The organism is Bacillus sp. SG-1 (assembly GCF_000181495.1).
In the GTDB taxonomy this organism is placed as follows: Bacteria; Bacillota; Bacilli; order Bacillales; family Bacillaceae_B; genus Rossellomorea.
This window is the reverse complement of record NZ_ABCF01000010.1, coordinates 1-16,912: the sequence shown is the minus strand read 5'-3', so window position 1 is coordinate 16,912 and position 16,912 is coordinate 1. Positions and strand designations below refer to the sequence as shown.

Here is a 16,912-nt window from a genome sequence, read left to right as displayed (position 1 = left end):
AACGTTGTAATCGATCTGTCCCAGAGCTGCTTTTATTGTGTTAACTTGACGAACTAGAGCAGACTTTCTATTTCCCGGGAAACATTTTCCCACATTTCTCGATGGTTACGGACATTTTCTTCTCTATTTGTTACTGCCTCAATAATAGAAAAACCTTCATCCGTCTCCCAATCCGACAATGCCGACATATATTCTTCATATGTTAGGGCTTTCTTGTAGTTTGCTCCATAAAGATTCGCTGCATGGGAAAACTCCAGACCGGCCGGCGTTCCGAACAGAAGTTCAAAATGCTCTTTCTCATTTGCTTGAGGAAGGTATGAGAAGATGCCGCCTCCATTGTTATTGACCAGAATTATTTTCAAGTTGAGTCCGTACATTTTTCCTGCAAGCAGGCCATTCATATCATGGTAAAAGGCTAAATCGCCAATCAGCAAGTAAGTCTGCCTGCCAGATGCACTGACTCCCATTGCAGTGGAGATCACTCCGTCAATTCCATTGGCTCCCCTGTTGGCCATGACGGTAATACTTTTATCATTGTTAACAAAAAATGTGTCCATATCCCGGATCGGCATACTGTTGCTTACAAAGACTGCTGAATGGTCCGGCAGGGTTTCTATTAAACCTCTGACGGCCATTCCCTCATCCAACGGGTCATTCCCTTTACGGTAATTCACTGTCAGTTCTTGTGTTTTTTGATTGATGGTCAGCCATTTATCCAGCCATTCATCATCAGCACCAGAAGCATTCACAATCTCTGTAAGCTCATTCAGTACCTGTGCTTCTTCAGCAAATATCATCTCTGTAGCTCTCCCTGCTGGGTCGCGCCACTGCCCTCCAGAGTCAATGATCCAATGATCGACATCCTGATCTTTAAGATAGAGTGTCAATGCTTTGGATACCGGCATTGCCCCTATACGAATCACAAAATCCGGTTTAACCGATTTTTTGAATTGATTATTCCTGAGGAAACTGTCGTAGCCGTCAATGACCTGCGATTTGTCATGTTTCCCGCTTCTTAGAGACGAAAGCGGATCTGCCAGGACAGGGAAATTGAACTTCTCCGCAAAGTTGATGACGACGTCGGCCAGTTTGGGATCTGAATGTGGACCGCATACAATAATTCCTTTGCGTTTCACATCCAGAACGCCAGCCAGTCGCTTCAAATCAAATTCAGAAACAGATCTTGCTCCCTCTGAAATGATTGTCGCGTTTTTTTCTTCCTTAAATGAATAGCTCATATCGGGTAAAAGCGGTTCGCGGATAGGGAAATTAAAGTGAACAGGACCTTCGGGAATACTCCGTGAAATAGCAGCCCCGCGCGAAGCGGCTCTTTGGGCATATGTCTTCATTGAATCTGACTGTTCAGGAAGCGCCATTTCATCAAACCATTTCACATGACTGCCGAAAAGGTTGATTTGATCAATCGCTTGGGGTGCCCCTACCTCCCTCAACTCGTGAGGCCTGTCCGCTGTCAGGACAATCAATGGCACCCGTGAATACTTTGCTTCAATGACAGCAGGATAATAATTTGCACCAGCTGTTCCCGACGAGCACAGTATCGCTACCGGTTCTCTATCGGCTTTAGCCATTCCTAATGCGAAGAAAGCTGCCGACCTTTCATCGATATTCACGAAGACCTCAATTTGAGGGTGTTTGGCAAACAGCATAGCCAAAGGAGTCGAACGGGAACCCGGGCTGATTACCACTTTTCTGACCCCGGAGTGATGAAGGGCCTCTATAAATGAAGCAAAGTATTCTGTTATTGCTTTCTGATGATCATAGTCCATCAGTATTTCCTCCTAGTGCCCTGAACATTGGTTTGAATTTAATCTGAGTTTCACGGTATTCGCTCTCGGCTGTTGAATCTGCTACCACTCCACAACCAGAGAATAAATAAGCCTCATCTTTATAAATCAGACCGGACCTGATGGCGACCGCGAACTCCCCGTTTCCGTACGAGTCCATCCATCCCATCGGTGCAGCATAAAGACCCCTGTCCATATTTTCAGCTTTCTTGATCGTCATCATTGCTTTATCCCTTGGCACTCCTCCAAGCGCAGGAGTCGGGTGAAGCTGTGAAACAAAGTTTAATATGGAAGTTTCTTTTTCTGTTTTTCCTTTTACCGGGGTATAAAGATGCTGTATATCCCTTACCTTCATCAAAACCGGCTCATTGGGAATGTGCATCTCCGAACAGTGCTGCTCAAGAACATTCTTAATCATCTCAACCACCAGGTTATGCTCATAACGGTTTTTCTCATCTCGCAGCAGGCTCTCTCCCAATTTATTGTCTTCTTCTGGGCTGGTCCCCCTGGCAATAGAGCCGGCGAGGCAGGTGGAAAGAATTTCAGTTCCTTCTTTTTTAACAAGCCTTTCTGGTGAGGCACCAAGGAAACAGCTGTTAGCCACTTCCATTGAAAAAATGAAGCTGTCCCTCTGTTCATTCCTTAGATTATGAATGACTTCATCAGAAGACGGCTTGTGTTTAAAGTTCATGAGCATCTTCCTGGCAAGTACGACTTTCTCCATCTTCCCTGCTTTCAGCTGAGTAACAACTTCTTCAACGGCCGATTTCCATTCGTCTGGCGCTAGCTCCGTCGCTTGAAGTAATTGTAGCTCTGGTCGACGCGCATATACTTCTTCAAACAGTTCTCTCTGTTTCTTATCGATTATATCCAATAGACCTTCATCATCCTGTGAGGTGCAAAGAATGTTCGTTGTTAAATAACAATCTTCTCCCCTTACCGTCAACATAAAGGTTGGCATTTGAAAGATTCCATGGGAAAAATCCGACCATTCTTTCGACCTTGGAACGGTTGGATCAAATGAAAACCCTCCAAATAAAAGAGGACCTGTTCCCGCAATTTCACCTTCGGCATCTACAACCGCATTTCCAATTAAGCGCTTCCACTCTTTTTCAATCGAAGTGTAACGGCTATTTTCAGAATCATTTCTAAGCATATATGTGCTGCCTAAACCGGCAATTTGTATAGTGTTTTCCTTGTCCTTCCAAAAAAAGCGCTCTCCATGATAAAGCGAAAAGCCCTTTGTATAAAATGAAAGGGGGTTTACGTGGCTGATTTTTTGTACTGCACTGTATAAAACCGGAATGCTTTCAGCTTTCGCTCTTGCCAATGCCTCTTCAAAGCTTCCTCCGATTTTGATATCCTGAATAATACTCAAAACAATCCCCCCATAAAGCCTTTTCCTAAAGATTTAAACCTATTTTAAGATACACCTGACATATATTGATGTCAACGCTCATCACATTATTTCCTTATTATATAATAACCTCTTTTGAGCTATTTGAGAAACGGAACGTTTGGTAAAATAGATTTGGAAAATAACACCTTCCGGCTTTTTGAAAAAGTTATTGACACTTTTGTGTCCTTTACCTAAACTTTAATCTGTAAAGTAATTGTAACGTAACTATTTTCCACAATTAAGGAGAGGACCAAGATGGAGACATATACATCCAATATTGTGGAGTCAGATAAAGGCTGGCGTATCTGGTGGCAGCTGACCAGACCGCATACACTTACAGCCGCATTTGTGCCCGTCCTGTTAGGAACTGCCCTGGCCGTTCAGTACGGGGAAATTGACTGGCTTCTATTTTTAGCAATGTTGACGGCAAGCATTTTAATTCAAGCCGCAACCAACATGTTCAACGAATACTATGATTATGCCAGAGGTCTTGATAATGAGAACTCCATTGGAATTGGCGGTGCGATCGTGCGAAATGGCGTTAAGCCCTCTACTGTAAAAGGGCTCGCATTCGGTCTCTACGGAATCTCATTCTTACTCGGCTTATACATCTGCGCAAACAGCAGCTGGTGGCTGGCTGTAATAGGCTTAGTTTGCATGGCGGCAGGCTACTTTTATACTGGTGGACCTGTTCCAATTGCCTATACGCCCCTCGGCGAAATTGTCGCAGGATTCTTCATGGGTATTGTCATCATCCTGATTTCCTTCTTCATCCAGACAGGGACAGTGACTTCATTAAGCGTACTGATTTCCATCCCGATCTTTATACTCGTTGGCATGATCCTGATGGCCAATAACATTCGCGACCTTGATGGAGATAAAGAAAACGGCAGAAAGACACTGGCCATTCTTATCGGAAGGAAAAATGCCATCAACCTGCTGGGAGCAGGGTTTGCCCTATCCTATATCTGGGTGGCTGCCCTGGTCATCGCCGGTTTCTTCACACCTTGGCTGCTCATCACGTTAATCAGCATCCCGAAAGCCTTTAAAGCGTACAAAGGATTTATCGGAAAAACAATGCCGATCCAAATGATGCCTGCCATGAAAGCAACGGCGCAGACCAACACGATCTTTGGATTCCTGCTTTCAATCGGATTGTTTATCAGTTATATCTAAAGATTTTACAGGGAAGACCAATCGCGTTTCGATTGGTCTTTTTTTATAGGTATGTCCTGGTGCATAAGCACCCGTTTTAATTACGTAGGGGTTTCACTCGGGAAAGTGGTCCTCTAATGATTATTTAGCCTTATTTTAACTGGTGAAAACCCATGCTTTTGTTAAAGTAACTGCGTTTGAGCTGATAAACATTCTTATGAGGAACCCTAACTGCAAATCCACCTTGTTTTTGGTCTTATGAAGCATTCATGAGACACCCTAACTGCAAATCCACCTTGTTTTTGGTCTTATGAAGCATTCATGAGACACCCTAACTCCATTTCCACCTCAGTTTTGGTCTTATGAACCGTTCATGAGACACCCTAACTCCATTTCCACCTTAGTTTTGGTCTTATGAAACGTTCATGAGACACCCTAGCGGCAAATCCACCTTAGTTTTGGTCTTATGAACATTTCATGGGACACCATAACTCCATTTCCACCACTGCAAATTCCTCATTTTCACCTTTATCTATTCCTTTTGATTTACCCTGTATACGACGCCTTGCTGCCTTTTCCAAGCGAACATCGCCTCCCGCTTAACCGCCCTTTCAATGTTTTCCATCCTCAAAATAATGTTTCCGGCCTGTTCATTATGGATAAAGTACAACATACCAGAAATCAACTTTACTTTTTCACACTAAGAGGTTTACGACAATATAAAAACAGGAATAAAGGACGTGAAGCGGATGTTGACGGATAAACAGCTTGGCAAGTTAAAGGATGAACTGTTGGAGCGAAAGAAACAGCTGCAGCAGCATTTGGATAATGACGAAAAGACTTTGCACGGCCAAAGCGAGCAGGAACGGTACGGTGAACTGAATACGTATGATAACCATCCCGCTGATCTGGGCACTGAGTTATTTGAACGTGAAAAAGAATTTGCCCTGGATGAGCACGCAGAAACAGAAATGGAGAAAGTGGAACAAGCTCTTTCTGCCATGGAAGAAGGCACATATGGGAAATGCAAGGTGTGCGGCAAAGAAATTGAGTACGAAAGATTGGAAGTGCTGCCGACCACCCTTTACTGCATAGACGACACACCAGAGACCACCCGCGCAACAGACAGGCCGGTTGAGGAAGAAGTGCTGACTCCGCCTAAAAATGACAGTTTCATCAAAGGCAGACAAGATGAAATCAAAGACTACCAGGACAGCTTCCAGGAAGCAGGCAGGTACGGCACTTCTGAAACCCCTTCCGATTTTCAAGGAACATACGAGGACTATGATTCCATGTATCAGGACGGTGTCAGGTCGAATGACGGAAACACCGAAGACATGGATTCCTTCTCGGCAACAGACATTGAAGGTAAGAACAGGAAAGTTGTCCCTAATGAAAAAATGGATGAATATGAAGACAAATTGGATCGAGAAGATCTAGAATCACCGATTGGAAACATCCCTTATAAAAAGGGAGACAGTTACGTTTCCGATAAGAAAAAATAAAAATCACAGGCATCCGTGCCTGATGATAAATAGATATCTTTACTCACACTTGAGGGCCGGGTGGAATCGGTCCTCTACATATGGAAAACATTAGTTAGCCTATTTGGCAGTTATTGTTCCTTAAGATGATTCTAGGGGACGATGGCTGCTCTTTTTTTATTTTAATGTCCTTTAAGCTTTTTCTAAAGGACGATAACTCTTCTTTTGGTAAATTAACGTCCTTTAAAAGGGCTTTAAAGGACAATAATTCCTCTTCTCCTAAATTAACGTCCTTTAAAAGGGCTCTAAAGGACGATAATCCCTCTTCTCTCAAATTAACGTCCTTTAAAAGGGCTCTAAAGGACGTTAATTCCTCTTCTCCCCAATTAACGTCCTCTAAAACAGCTTTAAAGGCCGATAATCCCTCTTCTCTCAAATTAACATCCTCTAAAACAGCTTTAAAGGTCGATAATCCCTCTTCTCTCAAATTAACATCCTCTAAAACAGCTTTAAAGGTCGATAATCCCTCTTCTCTCAAATTAACGTCCTCTAATTACAGCTTTAAAGGCCGATAATCCCTCATTCCCCTAATTCTAAATAAACATCCTTTAAGCCCCCCTCTTTGCGCAGAAAGGTCAATAACCACTAAAAAAAAGAAACACCGTAAAGCCGGCGTTTCCCTTCTCTTATTTCTTCTGAAGTTCTTTACCTGCGATTCCCCAGATATTCTCTGCGTACTCTCGGATCGTGCGGTCACTGGAGAAGTATCCGGATCCAGCGATATTGATCAGGCTTTTTTTCAGCCACTGTTCTTTATCTTCATAGGCTTTGCCGGCTTTCTCCTGAATATTGGCATAGGAAGCAAAGTCGCGCAGCACAAAATATTGGTCATTTTCAGCAAGCAGGGAATCAAAGATCTCTTCATAATGATCGGCTGAGTCTGGCAGTGTGCCATCAATCAGCTGGTTGACGACCTGCCTGATATGTTCGTCATGATGATAATACTCCATGGAATAATATCCACCTTCAGCATAATACTTCATCACTTCTTCGGCTGTTAATCCAAAGATAAAGATATTTTCAGGTCCCGCTTTTTCAAGGATTTCAATGTTCGCCCCATCCAGTGTACCTACCGTCAAAGCACCGTTCATCATGAATTTCATGTTGCCCGTACCGGAAGCCTCTTTGCTTGCTGTCGAGATTTGTTCGCTGATGTCCGCAGCCGGAATAATATCCTCCGCTAATGAAACACGGTAATTTTCCATGAACACCACTTTGATGCGGCCTTTTACAACCGGGTCATTATTGACCAGCTTTGCCACCGAATCAATTAATTTAATGATTTTTTTCGCGTAAAAGTAACCAGGTGACGCCTTTGCCCCAAAGATAAATGTTCTCGGATGCATGTCAAAACTCGAATCTTCCCTGAAACGGTTATACAAATGAAGGATATGCAATACATTCAGCAGCTGCCTTTTGTACGCATGGAGACGTTTAATTTGCACATCAAAAATCGAGTTCGGGTCTACCTTCAACCCATTCTGTTCCATTATTTTCTGAGCAAGCTGCTGCTTCTTATGTGTTTTCACCTTTTGTAATTCCTCAAGGAACATCCGGTCATCTTTGAAGGCATGGAGCTCCTCCAGCTTCTCCGGCTGGTGAATCCAATCATTGCCTATTGCGTTGGTCACTAGTTTGGAAAGCGGCTGGTTCGCCTTTAACAGCCATCTCCGGTGAGTGATTCCATTCGTCTTATTATTGAATTTTTCAGGATAAAATTGATAGAACAGATTCATTTCACGCTGCTTCAAGATTTCGGTATGTATCGCTGCCACACCATTCACACTGAAGCTTCCTGCTATCGCAAGGTGTGCCATTTTAATTTCGTCATGAGAAATGATCGCCATTTGCTCAATCCTGCTCCAGTCGCCGGGATATTGGCTCCAAAGACTTTGACAGAACCGTTCATTGATTTCATTCACAATCATAAAGATGCGTGGCAGCAATGGTTCGAATATCCTGACAGGCCATCGCTCTAACGCTTCGGATAATGTCGTGTGATTCGTATAAGCAAACGTCTTTGTCGTGATTTCCCAAGCCTCTTCCCAATTCAGTCCATGGTCATCCAGCAGGATTCTCATCAATTCAGGGATGGCCAATACGGGATGCGTATCATTGATGTGAATCGATATATACTCATGCATTTCACGGATATCACGCTTCTTTGCCAGATAGGACCTGAGAATGGACCGAAGACTGGCACTGACAAGGAAATATTGCTGTTTTAAACGCAGCGTCTTTCCTTCATCATGCGTATCATCCGGATAAAGAAATTCAGTGATCGCTTCCGTTTCTCTTTTATGTTTCATCATATCCTTGCCGGCCTGATAGGAGGAGGGCTCAGCACTCCATAGCCTCAGGGTGTTGACGGTGGAAGTCTGGTATCCGACAACCGGCATATCATATGGAACGGCTGTGACAGCTTCCGCATCCACGTGCCTGAATTTCCAACGGCCCTTGTGTTCGTAAGATTCTACTCTTCCCCAAAAGAGAACCTCCACCGCTAAATCGGGCTTTCTTACTTCCCACACATGGCCGTGACGCAGCCACTGTTCCGGCAGCTCGACTTGAAATCCTTTTACAATCTTCTGCTCAAAGAGACCGTGTTTATATCTGATGCCGCAGCCATGGCCCGGTAAATCCAGGGAGGCAAGAGAATCAAGGAAGCAAGCCGCCAGTCTTCCAAGGCCGCCATTTCCAAGGCCTGCATCGGCTTCCTCTTCTTCGATTTCGTCAAGATCAATTCCAAGGTCGTTTAATCCGTTTTCCACAACTTCATAGATTCCGAGATTCATAAGGTTTTGACGAAGGAGACGACCGAGCAAGAATTCGATCGACAGATAATAAACCTGTTTCTGTCCGTTGAACCGATATTGCTCGTTTGTTCCAATCCAATTGATACTGATGTATTCCCTGATCATATTACCAAGGGTGAAATATTGATCACGCGCGGTTGATTCAGGAAAAGTTTTGCCATACATCATTTCAAGACGTTTTAAAAAGGCTTCTTTAAAATCATTCGTATCAGAAAACATGGCTCTCACTCCTGGATGATATTTTTGCGTACAGCTGATTGTACTTAAACGCAGATTGGGCCCATCCACAATCGATTCCCATCGCTTCTCTGACAATCTTGTTCCATGTTTCCCTGTCATTATGATAAAACGCCAACGCACGATTTAACGTATAGAGCATATCATGCGCGTTAAAATTCCTGAATGAGAATCCATGCCCTTCTTTTGTTTTCTCATTATAGGACAAGACGGTATCATTCAATCCTCCTGTTTCACGTACAAGAGGAAGAGTGCCATATCTTAGAGCAATCATCTGACCCAATCCACATGGCTCAAATCTTGACGGCATGAGAAACAGATCGGCTCCCGCATATATTTGCTTTGCAAGGTCTTCATCAAAGCCGATATGCACACGAAGCTTATCCGGATAAGCATGCGCCATTTCTTTGAAGAATTGCTCGAATTCATGATCGCCTGTTCCAAGAATAATAAATTGAAGATTTTCCTGCATCATCTCATGAAAAACTCTTTTCACTAGATCCAGTCCTTTTTGCTTCGTTAACCTTGAAACAATTGAAAGGACCGGTACATCAGGATTTTGATCCAATCCAAATTTCTGCTGGAGGCGTTTCTTGTTCACTTGTTTCCCAGTGGGATCTTCCTTTGTATAAGGCGCTATATCGCCGCCTGCATCGGGAGAATAGTAAGAGTCATCAATACCATTTAAAATGCCCTGCAGGCTGCCTGCACGCCCCCGCAGCACTCCTTCAAGCTTTTCTCCATAATAGGCTGTCAGAATTTCATCACGGTAGGTAGGACTGACTGTGGTAATATAATCGCTTGAAATGAGGCCGGCTTTCATGAAATTGATGTTTCCGTAAAATTCAAGCTGTTCCGGATGAAAATAAGACTCTTCGATTCCCAATAACCCTGTCATCACCTCTTTAGGAAAAACGCCCTGAAACTGCAGGTTATGAATCGTAAAGATACTTCGGATAAAACTGTATCCTTTTCTCCATTGATACTGAGTACGCAATAAGAATGGGATCATTGCAGTATGCCAGTCATGGCAGTGGAGAATATCCGGGTAAAAGTCAAGGTGCGACAAACTTTCCAGCACGGATTTTGTAAAATAAGAGAACCTCTCTCCATCATCCCAATAGCCATATAGGCCATCCCGTTTAAAATAGTATTCATTATCAACAAAGTAGAACGTGACCCCATCAAGTTCCAATGATTCTATCCCGCAGTACTGTTCCCGCCATCCCAGGGACACAGAGAACTCGCACACCTTTTCCATTCTATCTTTATACGGTTGTGCGATTGTTTGATATTTGGGCAGAATCACCCTCACATCTGTTCCAAGACTTTTCAATTCCTTTGGCAGGGATCCCGCTACATCGGCCAAACCTCCGGACTTTATGAAAGGGACACATTCCGAGACAACAAATAATACTTTCACGAGTTCATCAACGCTCCTTGAATCATTCCTTTTCTGATGACAACCGGATTCTCCGGGCTTCCGATAAGCTTCACATTGTCCTCTATCTTCACATCTTTGTCCAGAATGACATATTCTAAAACACAATTTTCTCCAACCTGGCTTTTTTGCATAATAATACTGTTGGAAACAGAGCTGCCTTGACCGATTTTGACTCCCCGGAAGATCGTGCTTTCCTTTACATCCCCTTCAACAAAACAACCATTGGCAATGATGGCGTTCTTCACGACTGTTCCTTTTTGATATCTTGTAGGTGGTTCATCTTTCACCTTTGTAAGGACTGGGTACTCTTTCCGGAACAGCTGCTTCCAGCAATCCGGGCTTAATAAATTCCTGCTGGCTGTAAAATAACTTTGAATGCATTCAATTCTTTCCACATATCCAAGATACTCATAGTCACAGATCGTTAAATTGCTTGAAACGTCTTCTACAACATCCTTCATACAGGTATAACCTGTTTCCCCGCGCTTCTCGATTAAGTCGATTAAAAGGGACTTTTCAATCAAGTAGATCTCCATCGACTCTTGATTATGATTCATTTTAGTAATATCACAGCCAGTCTCAATATGACGTTTAAGCATCGGATTGAAGTCGGTTGTGAAGATTGTATTACAATTGCTGATCAAGGCATATTTCTGTTTGCTTCTATAGAAATAATCCATATGATGAGCAAAATGGTTGAAAGAGCCCATTCCCTCATCGACCGAATCCAGCGCTGGTGCCGGAAAAAAGAATAGTCCATCCCTTTTCCGGTTTAAATCCCAGTTCTTCCCTGAACCCAAGTGGTCCATCAGCGACCGGTACTGATATTTTGGAAAGATTGCCACACTGTTGATCCCGGAATTCACCATATTGGATAAAATAAAATCGATCAATCGGTATCTGCCGGCGATTGGAACAGCCGCCAGCGAACGGTTCAGCAATAAATCTTCCAGAGATTGATGATAAGCAGTTGCGTCAATTACTCCAAGCATTGATTTATTCAAGTGATTTCCCCCTTGTCACATAGATGAAATGATTATTGTGCTTCCTCTTCTGCCATGATTGATTCAAGGAACGTCTCTGATACTAGGATGACCTCGTCGGAACCTTCCTCAGGAATGATGCATACTCCATCTGGAATCCGAACATTTGGCGGTACTATCACTTTCTCCAAGTATGCTCCCTTACCGATTACTGCGTCCGGCATAATGACGGATTGTTTTATATGAGCACCGGCTTCCACTCTGGTTCCCTGGAATAATACCGAGTGATCGACAATTCCTTCAATATAGCAGCCTTCATTAATTAACGAACCCTCGACCTCTGCCTGTTCTGAAATATATTGTGGCGGCTGGTTAGGATTCACAGAGTAGATCCTCCACTCATGGTCAAAGAGATTGAGGTCACAGTCGTCATCTAGTAGGTCCATATTCGCTTCCCATAGACTTTTAACTGTTCCGACATCCTTCCAGTAGCCCTTGAATGGATAGGCCATCAGCTTCTTCTTTTCTTCAAGCAGCAACGGAATCACATCTTTTCCAAAATCATGGCTGGATTCAGGATTACGGTCATCCATTTCAAGGTACTCTTTCAGAAGTGACCAGTTAAAAATATAGATGCCCATGGAAGCCAGGTTGTTTTTTGGGAACTGAGGCTTTTCATCAAATTCTACTACTCTCATATCCTCTGAAGTATTCATGATTCCAAAGCGGCTCGCTTCATCCCAAGGGACTTCAAGTACGGAAATGGTCACATCTGCTTTTTTGCTGATATGGTAATTCAGCATTTTTTCATAATCCATTTTATAAATGTGATCACCGGATAAAATCAGGACATGCTCAGGGTCAAATTGCTCAATATAATTGAGGTTTTGGAAGATGGCACTCGCAGTCCCTGTATACCAGCGCACTTCAGATGACTCAGCGTAAGGAGGCAGGACCGTCACTCCTCCACTTTTTCTGTCCAGATCCCATGCACTTCCAATCCCTATGTAAGAGTTAAGGAGCAGCGGCTGATATTGGGTCAGCACACCCACCGTTTCAATGCCTGAATTGGTACAGTTGCTCAAAGTGAAATCAATGATTCGATATTTTCCTCCAAATGGAACTGCGGGCTTAGCCAGGCTTTTAGTCAGGGAACTTAACCTGCTTCCCTTCCCTCCTGCTAACAACATTGCGACACAATTTGACTTTGCCATATTTAATGCGCTCCTTCCTGTGATGAATTGGTCTTAAATACACTATTGCATATGGTGGGATGGTCATCTCCACATGACATGGTTTCCCATGATACCCCTCGTTCTTTACAGTCAAAATCTCTGGATTTATTTGGTGAGAGCCTCCAAACCTATGATGATCGCTGTTCCAAATTTCTCTGTAACCATCTGCCTTTGGGACGCCAACTTTATAATGGTGATAAACCTCGGGACTGAAGTTACAAATGACCATCACGTAATCATCAGGCTCTTCTCCCTTTCTGATGAAAGAAAATATCTGCTGGGCGGCATTATTCGCATCCACCCATTCGAAGCCTTCCGACCGGTGGTCCTGCTCATACAATGAAGGCGACTTTTTATATAAATGCAAAAGTTCCTTGAGATATGTGTTAAACCCTTGATGTTTTTCAAAATCCAGCAAATGCCAGTCCACTTGCTCCAAGTCTTTCCATTCGGAAAATTGAGCTACCTCGGTTCCCATAAATATAAGTTTCTTGCCCGGATGAGCTGTCATGAATCCCAGCAGTAAGCGTAGCTGGGCAAATTTCTGCCAGTAATCCCCCGGCATCTTATCCAGTAATGATTTCTTTCCATGTACCACTTCATCATGTGAAAATGGCAGGATGTAGTTTTCAGAGAATGCATATAAGAGAGAAAAGGTGATCAGTGAATGTTGTTCCTTTCGCTCAGAAGGTTGGGATTCCATATATTTCAGCACATCGTTCATCCAGCCCATATTCCATTTATAATTGAACCCAAGTCCTCCATAATGGACAGGTGACGTAACCTGCGGCCAATCTGTGGAATCCTCTGCAATCATCAAAGCATGAGGATCGAATTCAAACACCGATTTGTTCATTTTTTTCAAAAAAGCAATTCCCTCATCATTGACGCTTTTCTCTTCCTGGTTTGCTCTGTAAATGATATTTGCTACCGCATCCACCCGGAAACCATCGATATGGTATTCTTCCATCCAGAAACGGGCACTGGAGATTAGGAAACTCTGAACCTCCCCTTTTCCGAGATCAAAGTTGGCGGTTCCCCAAGTATAATTCTCGCGATCATGGGCCTGCGCATAGTCATAGAGGAAGGACCCGTCAAAACGGTAAAGCCCATGTGCGTCTTTGCAAAAATGCCCGGGAACCCAATCCATGATGACCCCCAGCCCATGAGCATGACATTCATTAATGAAAAATTTAAAATCAATAGGAGAGCCATAACGGCTGGTTGGAGCAAAATAACCTGTCCCCTGATAGCCCCACGACCGGTCGTAGGGGTGTTCAATAATCGGAAGTAGTTCAATATGTGTAAAACCATTTGAGACAGCATGAGGAATGATTTCAGCGGCCATTTCCCGATAACTCAAAAAATCTTCTTTACCCTTTTTGCGCCAAGTCCCCAGATGGACTTCGTAAATAAACATTGGCTGGTCATAAGGAGGAACTTCACTTTTTTTGGCAAGCCACTCTTCATCCGTCCACTCGAAACCACCCAATTCGCTTACGATGCTTGCCGTATTTGGACGAAGCTCATTACAAAAGGAATAAGGATCGCTCTTCAACAGAATTTCGCCTGTCGCTGTCTCGATCTCAAATTTATATGTTTGTCCAAGAAGGTCTTGATCGACTTTCAGGAACCAGACCCCTTCATTATTGAGCCTCTCGCACTTATAGCCCTTGCCATCCCAATCATTGAAACTTCCAACCACACTCACAGAACGTGCAGCAGGAGCCCAGACACAAAAGGTCGTGCTGTATCCTTCACCATTTGCAATACGGTGAGCACCAAGCATACGATGGGCCTCAAACAAATTCCCTTCATGGAACAAATGAATATTAAAATCAGTAGGAATCACAGCATTCATCTCTTTCACCTGCAGTTAAGTTTAAAAGTATTTTATACTACTTCTTCGTGTAAACTGAAGAGAATCCTTCAGTGACATTTCGCTCAATTCCGACACAGTCGAAATATGAAAGCGTTTAACTCGGAATTTGACTTTTAAATAGCAGTGAGTCCTAAGAGAATATGACGGTTTATGTCGAAAAGTTTTTACGAAAATGGAGGAAGAATATAGGTGAAAGAGAGGACTTCAAGATCATGGGCAGTAGAATATCGTATTGATATGTTAAAAAATGGTAGCAAAGAAAGGGGTTCAGTGAGGGTGATAGGAGTATTGGGATTAAACATAATGAGCTTAAAAGAATACGACGAGGAATCTTTAGATATACCAGGTAAAATAGGAACTTTGACGTGAGTGAATGCAGTGGATTTAAAATTCAAAACACTAATTTTATTGATTACTTTTTCTACTTTTTTTAAAGCCTAATGAAACGGCTTTTGCTATATCTTTTCAAGTAACAACTGTGGTCTAATAGAATCGGTTTCCTTAGTACATTTAGAGATTTAGTAACTGGTGAACTAATAGTGCGGGTTTCCATTCATCAATTACTGCCTCTCTTACCGTCCATGTTGTTAATGAATAGCATTTACTGCAGCATTTTTAGTTCTACTTGTATTATGTAATAATAGAGTTACTATTCCGGCATCATTTCAAGGACTCCAGTAGATGGTGACCTAATACGAGGGTTTTCAAACATCTTTTCTCGGTCTTCTTGTATTTGATGTACTAAAAGAACTACTATTCTGGCATCATTTCAAAGACTGTAGTAGATGATGACCTAATGACGAGGGTTATCATACATTATTTCTCGGTTTTCTTAATTTTATGTACTAAAAGAATCATTCAAACCATATCTCAGGGGATTCCCTTGTTTTTACTATCATAATATCCAAGTTCCTTTCCTCGTCACCATCTATAAGACGAAGACTTTTTTGCAAATACATAAGACTCTGCACATAAAATATTCAAAGGGTTAGAACAAGCCTCTCCGAGCAACTCTCAGCCCAGATGTTCCGTTGACTATCAGAAGTGAGAATGTATTGTTAACTAAATTTTTTTGACTATAAAAAAGAGACTATCTGTTTAGATAGTCTCTTAGGATGACCCATACGGGATTCGAACCCGTGTTACCGCCGTGAAAGGGCGGTGTCTTAACCGCTTGACCAATGGGCCATATTCAGATGGCGGAGAAGGAGGGATTTGAACCCTCGCGCCAGTTGCCCGACCTACACCCTTAGCAGGGGCGCCTCTTCAGCCACTTGAGTACTTCTCCGTATAAATGGCTCCGCAGGCAGGACTCGAACCTGCGACCGATCGGTTAACAGCCGATAGCTCTACCACTGAGCTACTGCGGAATAATACCATGGTGGGCCTAAGTGGACTCGAACCACCGACCTCACGCTTATCAGGCGTGCGCTCTAACCAGCTGAGCTATAGGCCCATGGAGCGGGTGAAGGGAATCGAACCCTCATCATCAGCTTGGAAGGCTGAGGTTTTACCACTAAACTACACCCGCAAAACTTAATGGGGCGACTGATGGGAATCGAACCCACGAATGTCGGAACCACAATCCGATGCGTTAACCACTTCGCCACAACCGCCATAATGTTTTAAAAAGATGGTGGCTCAGGACGGAATCGAACCGCCGACACATGGATTTTCAGTCCATTGCTCTACCAACTGAGCTACTGAGCCGTAATAGTTTCGGCTTCCACTAAGCTGCGAATCTCTTCGTCAGTTCCATCACTCACATCCTCACGCACTCTAGTGCGCTCCGGTGTTCGTTCAGTCACTTCCTCGACCTTCTTGCTTATTGAAACCCTTTTATTCTGGAAAAACATCCAAATGATATTTCTAAGAAAAATGGCGGTCCGGACGGGACTCGAACCCGCGACCTCCTGCGTGACAGGCAGGCATTCTAACCAACTGAACTACCGGACCATGTGAGGCTTTCGCTTATGGCGAAAGCCTCTTGTATTGCGGGAGCAGGATTTGAACCTGCGACCTTCGGGTTATGAGCCCGACGAGCTACCGAACTGCTCCATCCCGCGACGATAAGGGAAATATGGCGGAGGAAGAGGGATTCGAACCCCCGCGGGCTTTAACACCCCTGTCGGTTTTCAAGACCGATCCCTTCAGCCGGACTTGGGTATTCCTCCGTATTATAAATCAAAGTAGTGGTGGACCTTGTAGGACTCGAACCTACGACCGGACGGTTATGAGCCGTCTGCTCTAACCAACTGAGCTAAAGGTCCCTTAAGTAGCGGCGGAGGGGATCGAACCCCCGACCTCACGGGTATGAACCGTACGCTCTAGCCAGCTGAGCTACACCGCCATGTTATTGATTGTTTATCGCTTCAGCTTTTAAAAGCATTTATTGCTTCACTTTTGCTGCGC

Annotated in this window: 11 protein-coding genes and 12 tRNA genes; 3 read left to right on the top strand and 20 right to left on the bottom strand. The window is 43.5% G+C overall.

The features are described 5' to 3' along the window. Positions 1-53: 53 nt before the first annotated feature. Both menD and BSG1_RS07920 read right to left on the bottom strand, forming a co-directional pair. The gene (gene menD, locus BSG1_RS07925; protein WP_006836446.1) at positions 54-1,787 is read right to left on the bottom strand and encodes a 2-succinyl-5-enolpyruvyl-6-hydroxy-3-cyclohexene-1-carboxylic-acid synthase; all 1,734 of its coding nucleotides are present in this window, start codon (positions 1,785-1,787) and stop codon (positions 54-56) included. After that, a complete protein-coding gene (locus tag BSG1_RS07920) occupies positions 1,777-3,183 on the bottom strand; it encodes an isochorismate synthase (RefSeq protein WP_006836445.1) in 1,407 nt (468 codons plus the stop codon). Before BSG1_RS07920 ends, menD begins: the two co-directional genes overlap by 11 nt. Before the next feature lie 276 nt (positions 3,184-3,459). Here BSG1_RS07920 and BSG1_RS07915 point away from each other — a divergent pair, with 276 nt between their 5' ends. Together BSG1_RS07915 and BSG1_RS07910 are read left to right on the top strand one after the other, a co-directional pair. Continuing rightward, on the top strand, positions 3,460-4,380 hold the full coding sequence (locus BSG1_RS07915; RefSeq protein ID WP_006836444.1) for a 1,4-dihydroxy-2-naphthoate polyprenyltransferase: 921 nt from the start codon (positions 3,460-3,462) through the stop codon (positions 4,378-4,380). A gap of 728 nt (positions 4,381-5,108) precedes the next feature. Then, positions 5,109-5,864, top strand: coding sequence for a TraR/DksA C4-type zinc finger protein (locus tag BSG1_RS07910; RefSeq protein ID WP_006836442.1), 756 nt, complete (start codon positions 5,109-5,111; stop codon positions 5,862-5,864). 94 nt (positions 5,865-5,958) lie between these two features. Here BSG1_RS07910 and BSG1_RS07905 read toward each other — a convergent pair whose 3' ends face one another. From BSG1_RS07905 to glgB, 6 genes are all read right to left on the bottom strand, one after another. After that, entirely contained in the window at positions 5,959-6,381 is a 423-nt protein-coding gene (locus BSG1_RS07905) for a hypothetical protein (protein WP_006836441.1), read from the bottom strand. A 148-nt stretch (positions 6,382-6,529) separates the two neighbouring features. Then, the gene (locus tag BSG1_RS07900) at positions 6,530-8,938 is read right to left on the bottom strand and encodes a glycogen/starch/alpha-glucan phosphorylase (protein ID WP_006836440.1); all 2,409 of its coding nucleotides are present in this window, start codon (positions 8,936-8,938) and stop codon (positions 6,530-6,532) included. Beyond that, on the bottom strand, positions 8,928-10,379 hold the full coding sequence (glgA, locus tag BSG1_RS07895; RefSeq protein ID WP_006836439.1) for a glycogen synthase GlgA: 1,452 nt from the start codon (positions 10,377-10,379) through the stop codon (positions 8,928-8,930). Before glgA ends, BSG1_RS07900 begins: the two co-directional genes overlap by 11 nt. Further along, complete coding sequence (locus BSG1_RS07890; protein ID WP_044022588.1) at positions 10,376-11,404, bottom strand: sugar phosphate nucleotidyltransferase; 1,029 nt, start codon at positions 11,402-11,404, stop codon at positions 10,376-10,378. The genes glgA and BSG1_RS07890 overlap by 4 nt, the downstream gene beginning before the upstream one ends. Before the next feature lie 32 nt (positions 11,405-11,436). Continuing rightward, positions 11,437-12,597: a glucose-1-phosphate adenylyltransferase gene (locus BSG1_RS07885; protein WP_044022587.1), complete on the bottom strand. Its 1,161-nt coding sequence runs from the start codon at positions 12,595-12,597 to the stop codon at positions 11,437-11,439. Then, positions 12,527-14,479: a 1,4-alpha-glucan branching enzyme gene (gene glgB / locus BSG1_RS07880; RefSeq protein WP_006836436.1), complete on the bottom strand. Its 1,953-nt coding sequence runs from the start codon at positions 14,477-14,479 to the stop codon at positions 12,527-12,529. Before glgB ends, BSG1_RS07885 begins: the two co-directional genes overlap by 71 nt. Before the next feature lie 210 nt (positions 14,480-14,689). Here glgB and BSG1_RS07875 point away from each other — a divergent pair, with 210 nt between their 5' ends. Further along, positions 14,690-14,869 carry a hypothetical protein gene (locus tag BSG1_RS07875; RefSeq protein WP_006836435.1) on the top strand — a complete coding sequence of 60 codons (180 nt, stop codon included), beginning with the start codon at positions 14,690-14,692 and terminating at the stop codon, positions 14,867-14,869. Between the two features lie 747 nt (positions 14,870-15,616). On the opposite strand, the gene BSG1_RS07870 is transcribed toward BSG1_RS07875, so the two are convergent. The 12 genes from BSG1_RS07870 to BSG1_RS07815 form a co-directional block, all read right to left on the bottom strand. Continuing rightward, a tRNA-Glu gene (locus BSG1_RS07870) sits at positions 15,617-15,688 on the bottom strand. A 9-nt stretch (positions 15,689-15,697) separates the two neighbouring features. After that, positions 15,698-15,788: transfer RNA gene (locus BSG1_RS07865), tRNA-Ser, on the bottom strand. 7 nt (positions 15,789-15,795) lie between these two features. After that, positions 15,796-15,870, bottom strand: a tRNA-Asn gene (locus tag BSG1_RS07860). A 9-nt stretch (positions 15,871-15,879) separates the two neighbouring features. Then, a tRNA-Ile gene (locus BSG1_RS07855) sits at positions 15,880-15,956 on the bottom strand. A 1-nt stretch (position 15,957) separates the two neighbouring features. Next, a tRNA-Gly gene (locus BSG1_RS07850) sits at positions 15,958-16,031 on the bottom strand. A gap of 9 nt (positions 16,032-16,040) precedes the next feature. Next, positions 16,041-16,116 (bottom strand) — tRNA-His (locus BSG1_RS07845). 18 nt (positions 16,117-16,134) lie between these two features. Further along, positions 16,135-16,210 (bottom strand) — tRNA-Phe (locus BSG1_RS07840). 169 nt (positions 16,211-16,379) lie between these two features. Continuing rightward, positions 16,380-16,456: transfer RNA gene (locus BSG1_RS07835), tRNA-Asp, on the bottom strand. A 36-nt stretch (positions 16,457-16,492) separates the two neighbouring features. Continuing rightward, positions 16,493-16,566: transfer RNA gene (locus BSG1_RS07830), tRNA-Met, on the bottom strand. A 15-nt stretch (positions 16,567-16,581) separates the two neighbouring features. After that, positions 16,582-16,674 (bottom strand) — tRNA-Ser (locus BSG1_RS07825). Positions 16,675-16,693: 19 nt separating this feature from the next. Then, positions 16,694-16,770, bottom strand: a tRNA-Ile gene (locus BSG1_RS07820). A 6-nt stretch (positions 16,771-16,776) separates the two neighbouring features. After that, positions 16,777-16,850 (bottom strand) — tRNA-Met (locus tag BSG1_RS07815). Positions 16,851-16,912 lie beyond the last annotated feature (62 nt).

Coding starts and splice junctions, on each gene's coding strand:
- glgB (WP_006836436.1), bottom strand. CDS start 14,479: ATGAATGCTGTGATTCCTACTGATTTTAATATTCATTTGTTCCATGAA.
- BSG1_RS07885 (WP_044022587.1), bottom strand. CDS start 12,597: ATGGCAAAGTCAAATTGTGTCGCAATGTTGTTAGCAGGAGGGAAGGGA.
- BSG1_RS07900 (WP_006836440.1), bottom strand. CDS start 8,938: ATGTTTTCTGATACGAATGATTTTAAAGAAGCCTTTTTAAAACGTCTT.
- BSG1_RS07910 (WP_006836442.1), top strand. CDS start 5,109: ATGTTGACGGATAAACAGCTTGGCAAGTTAAAGGATGAACTGTTGGAG.
- BSG1_RS07915 (WP_006836444.1), top strand. CDS start 3,460: ATGGAGACATATACATCCAATATTGTGGAGTCAGATAAAGGCTGGCGT.
- menD (WP_006836446.1), bottom strand. CDS start 1,787: ATGGACTATGATCATCAGAAAGCAATAACAGAATACTTTGCTTCATTT.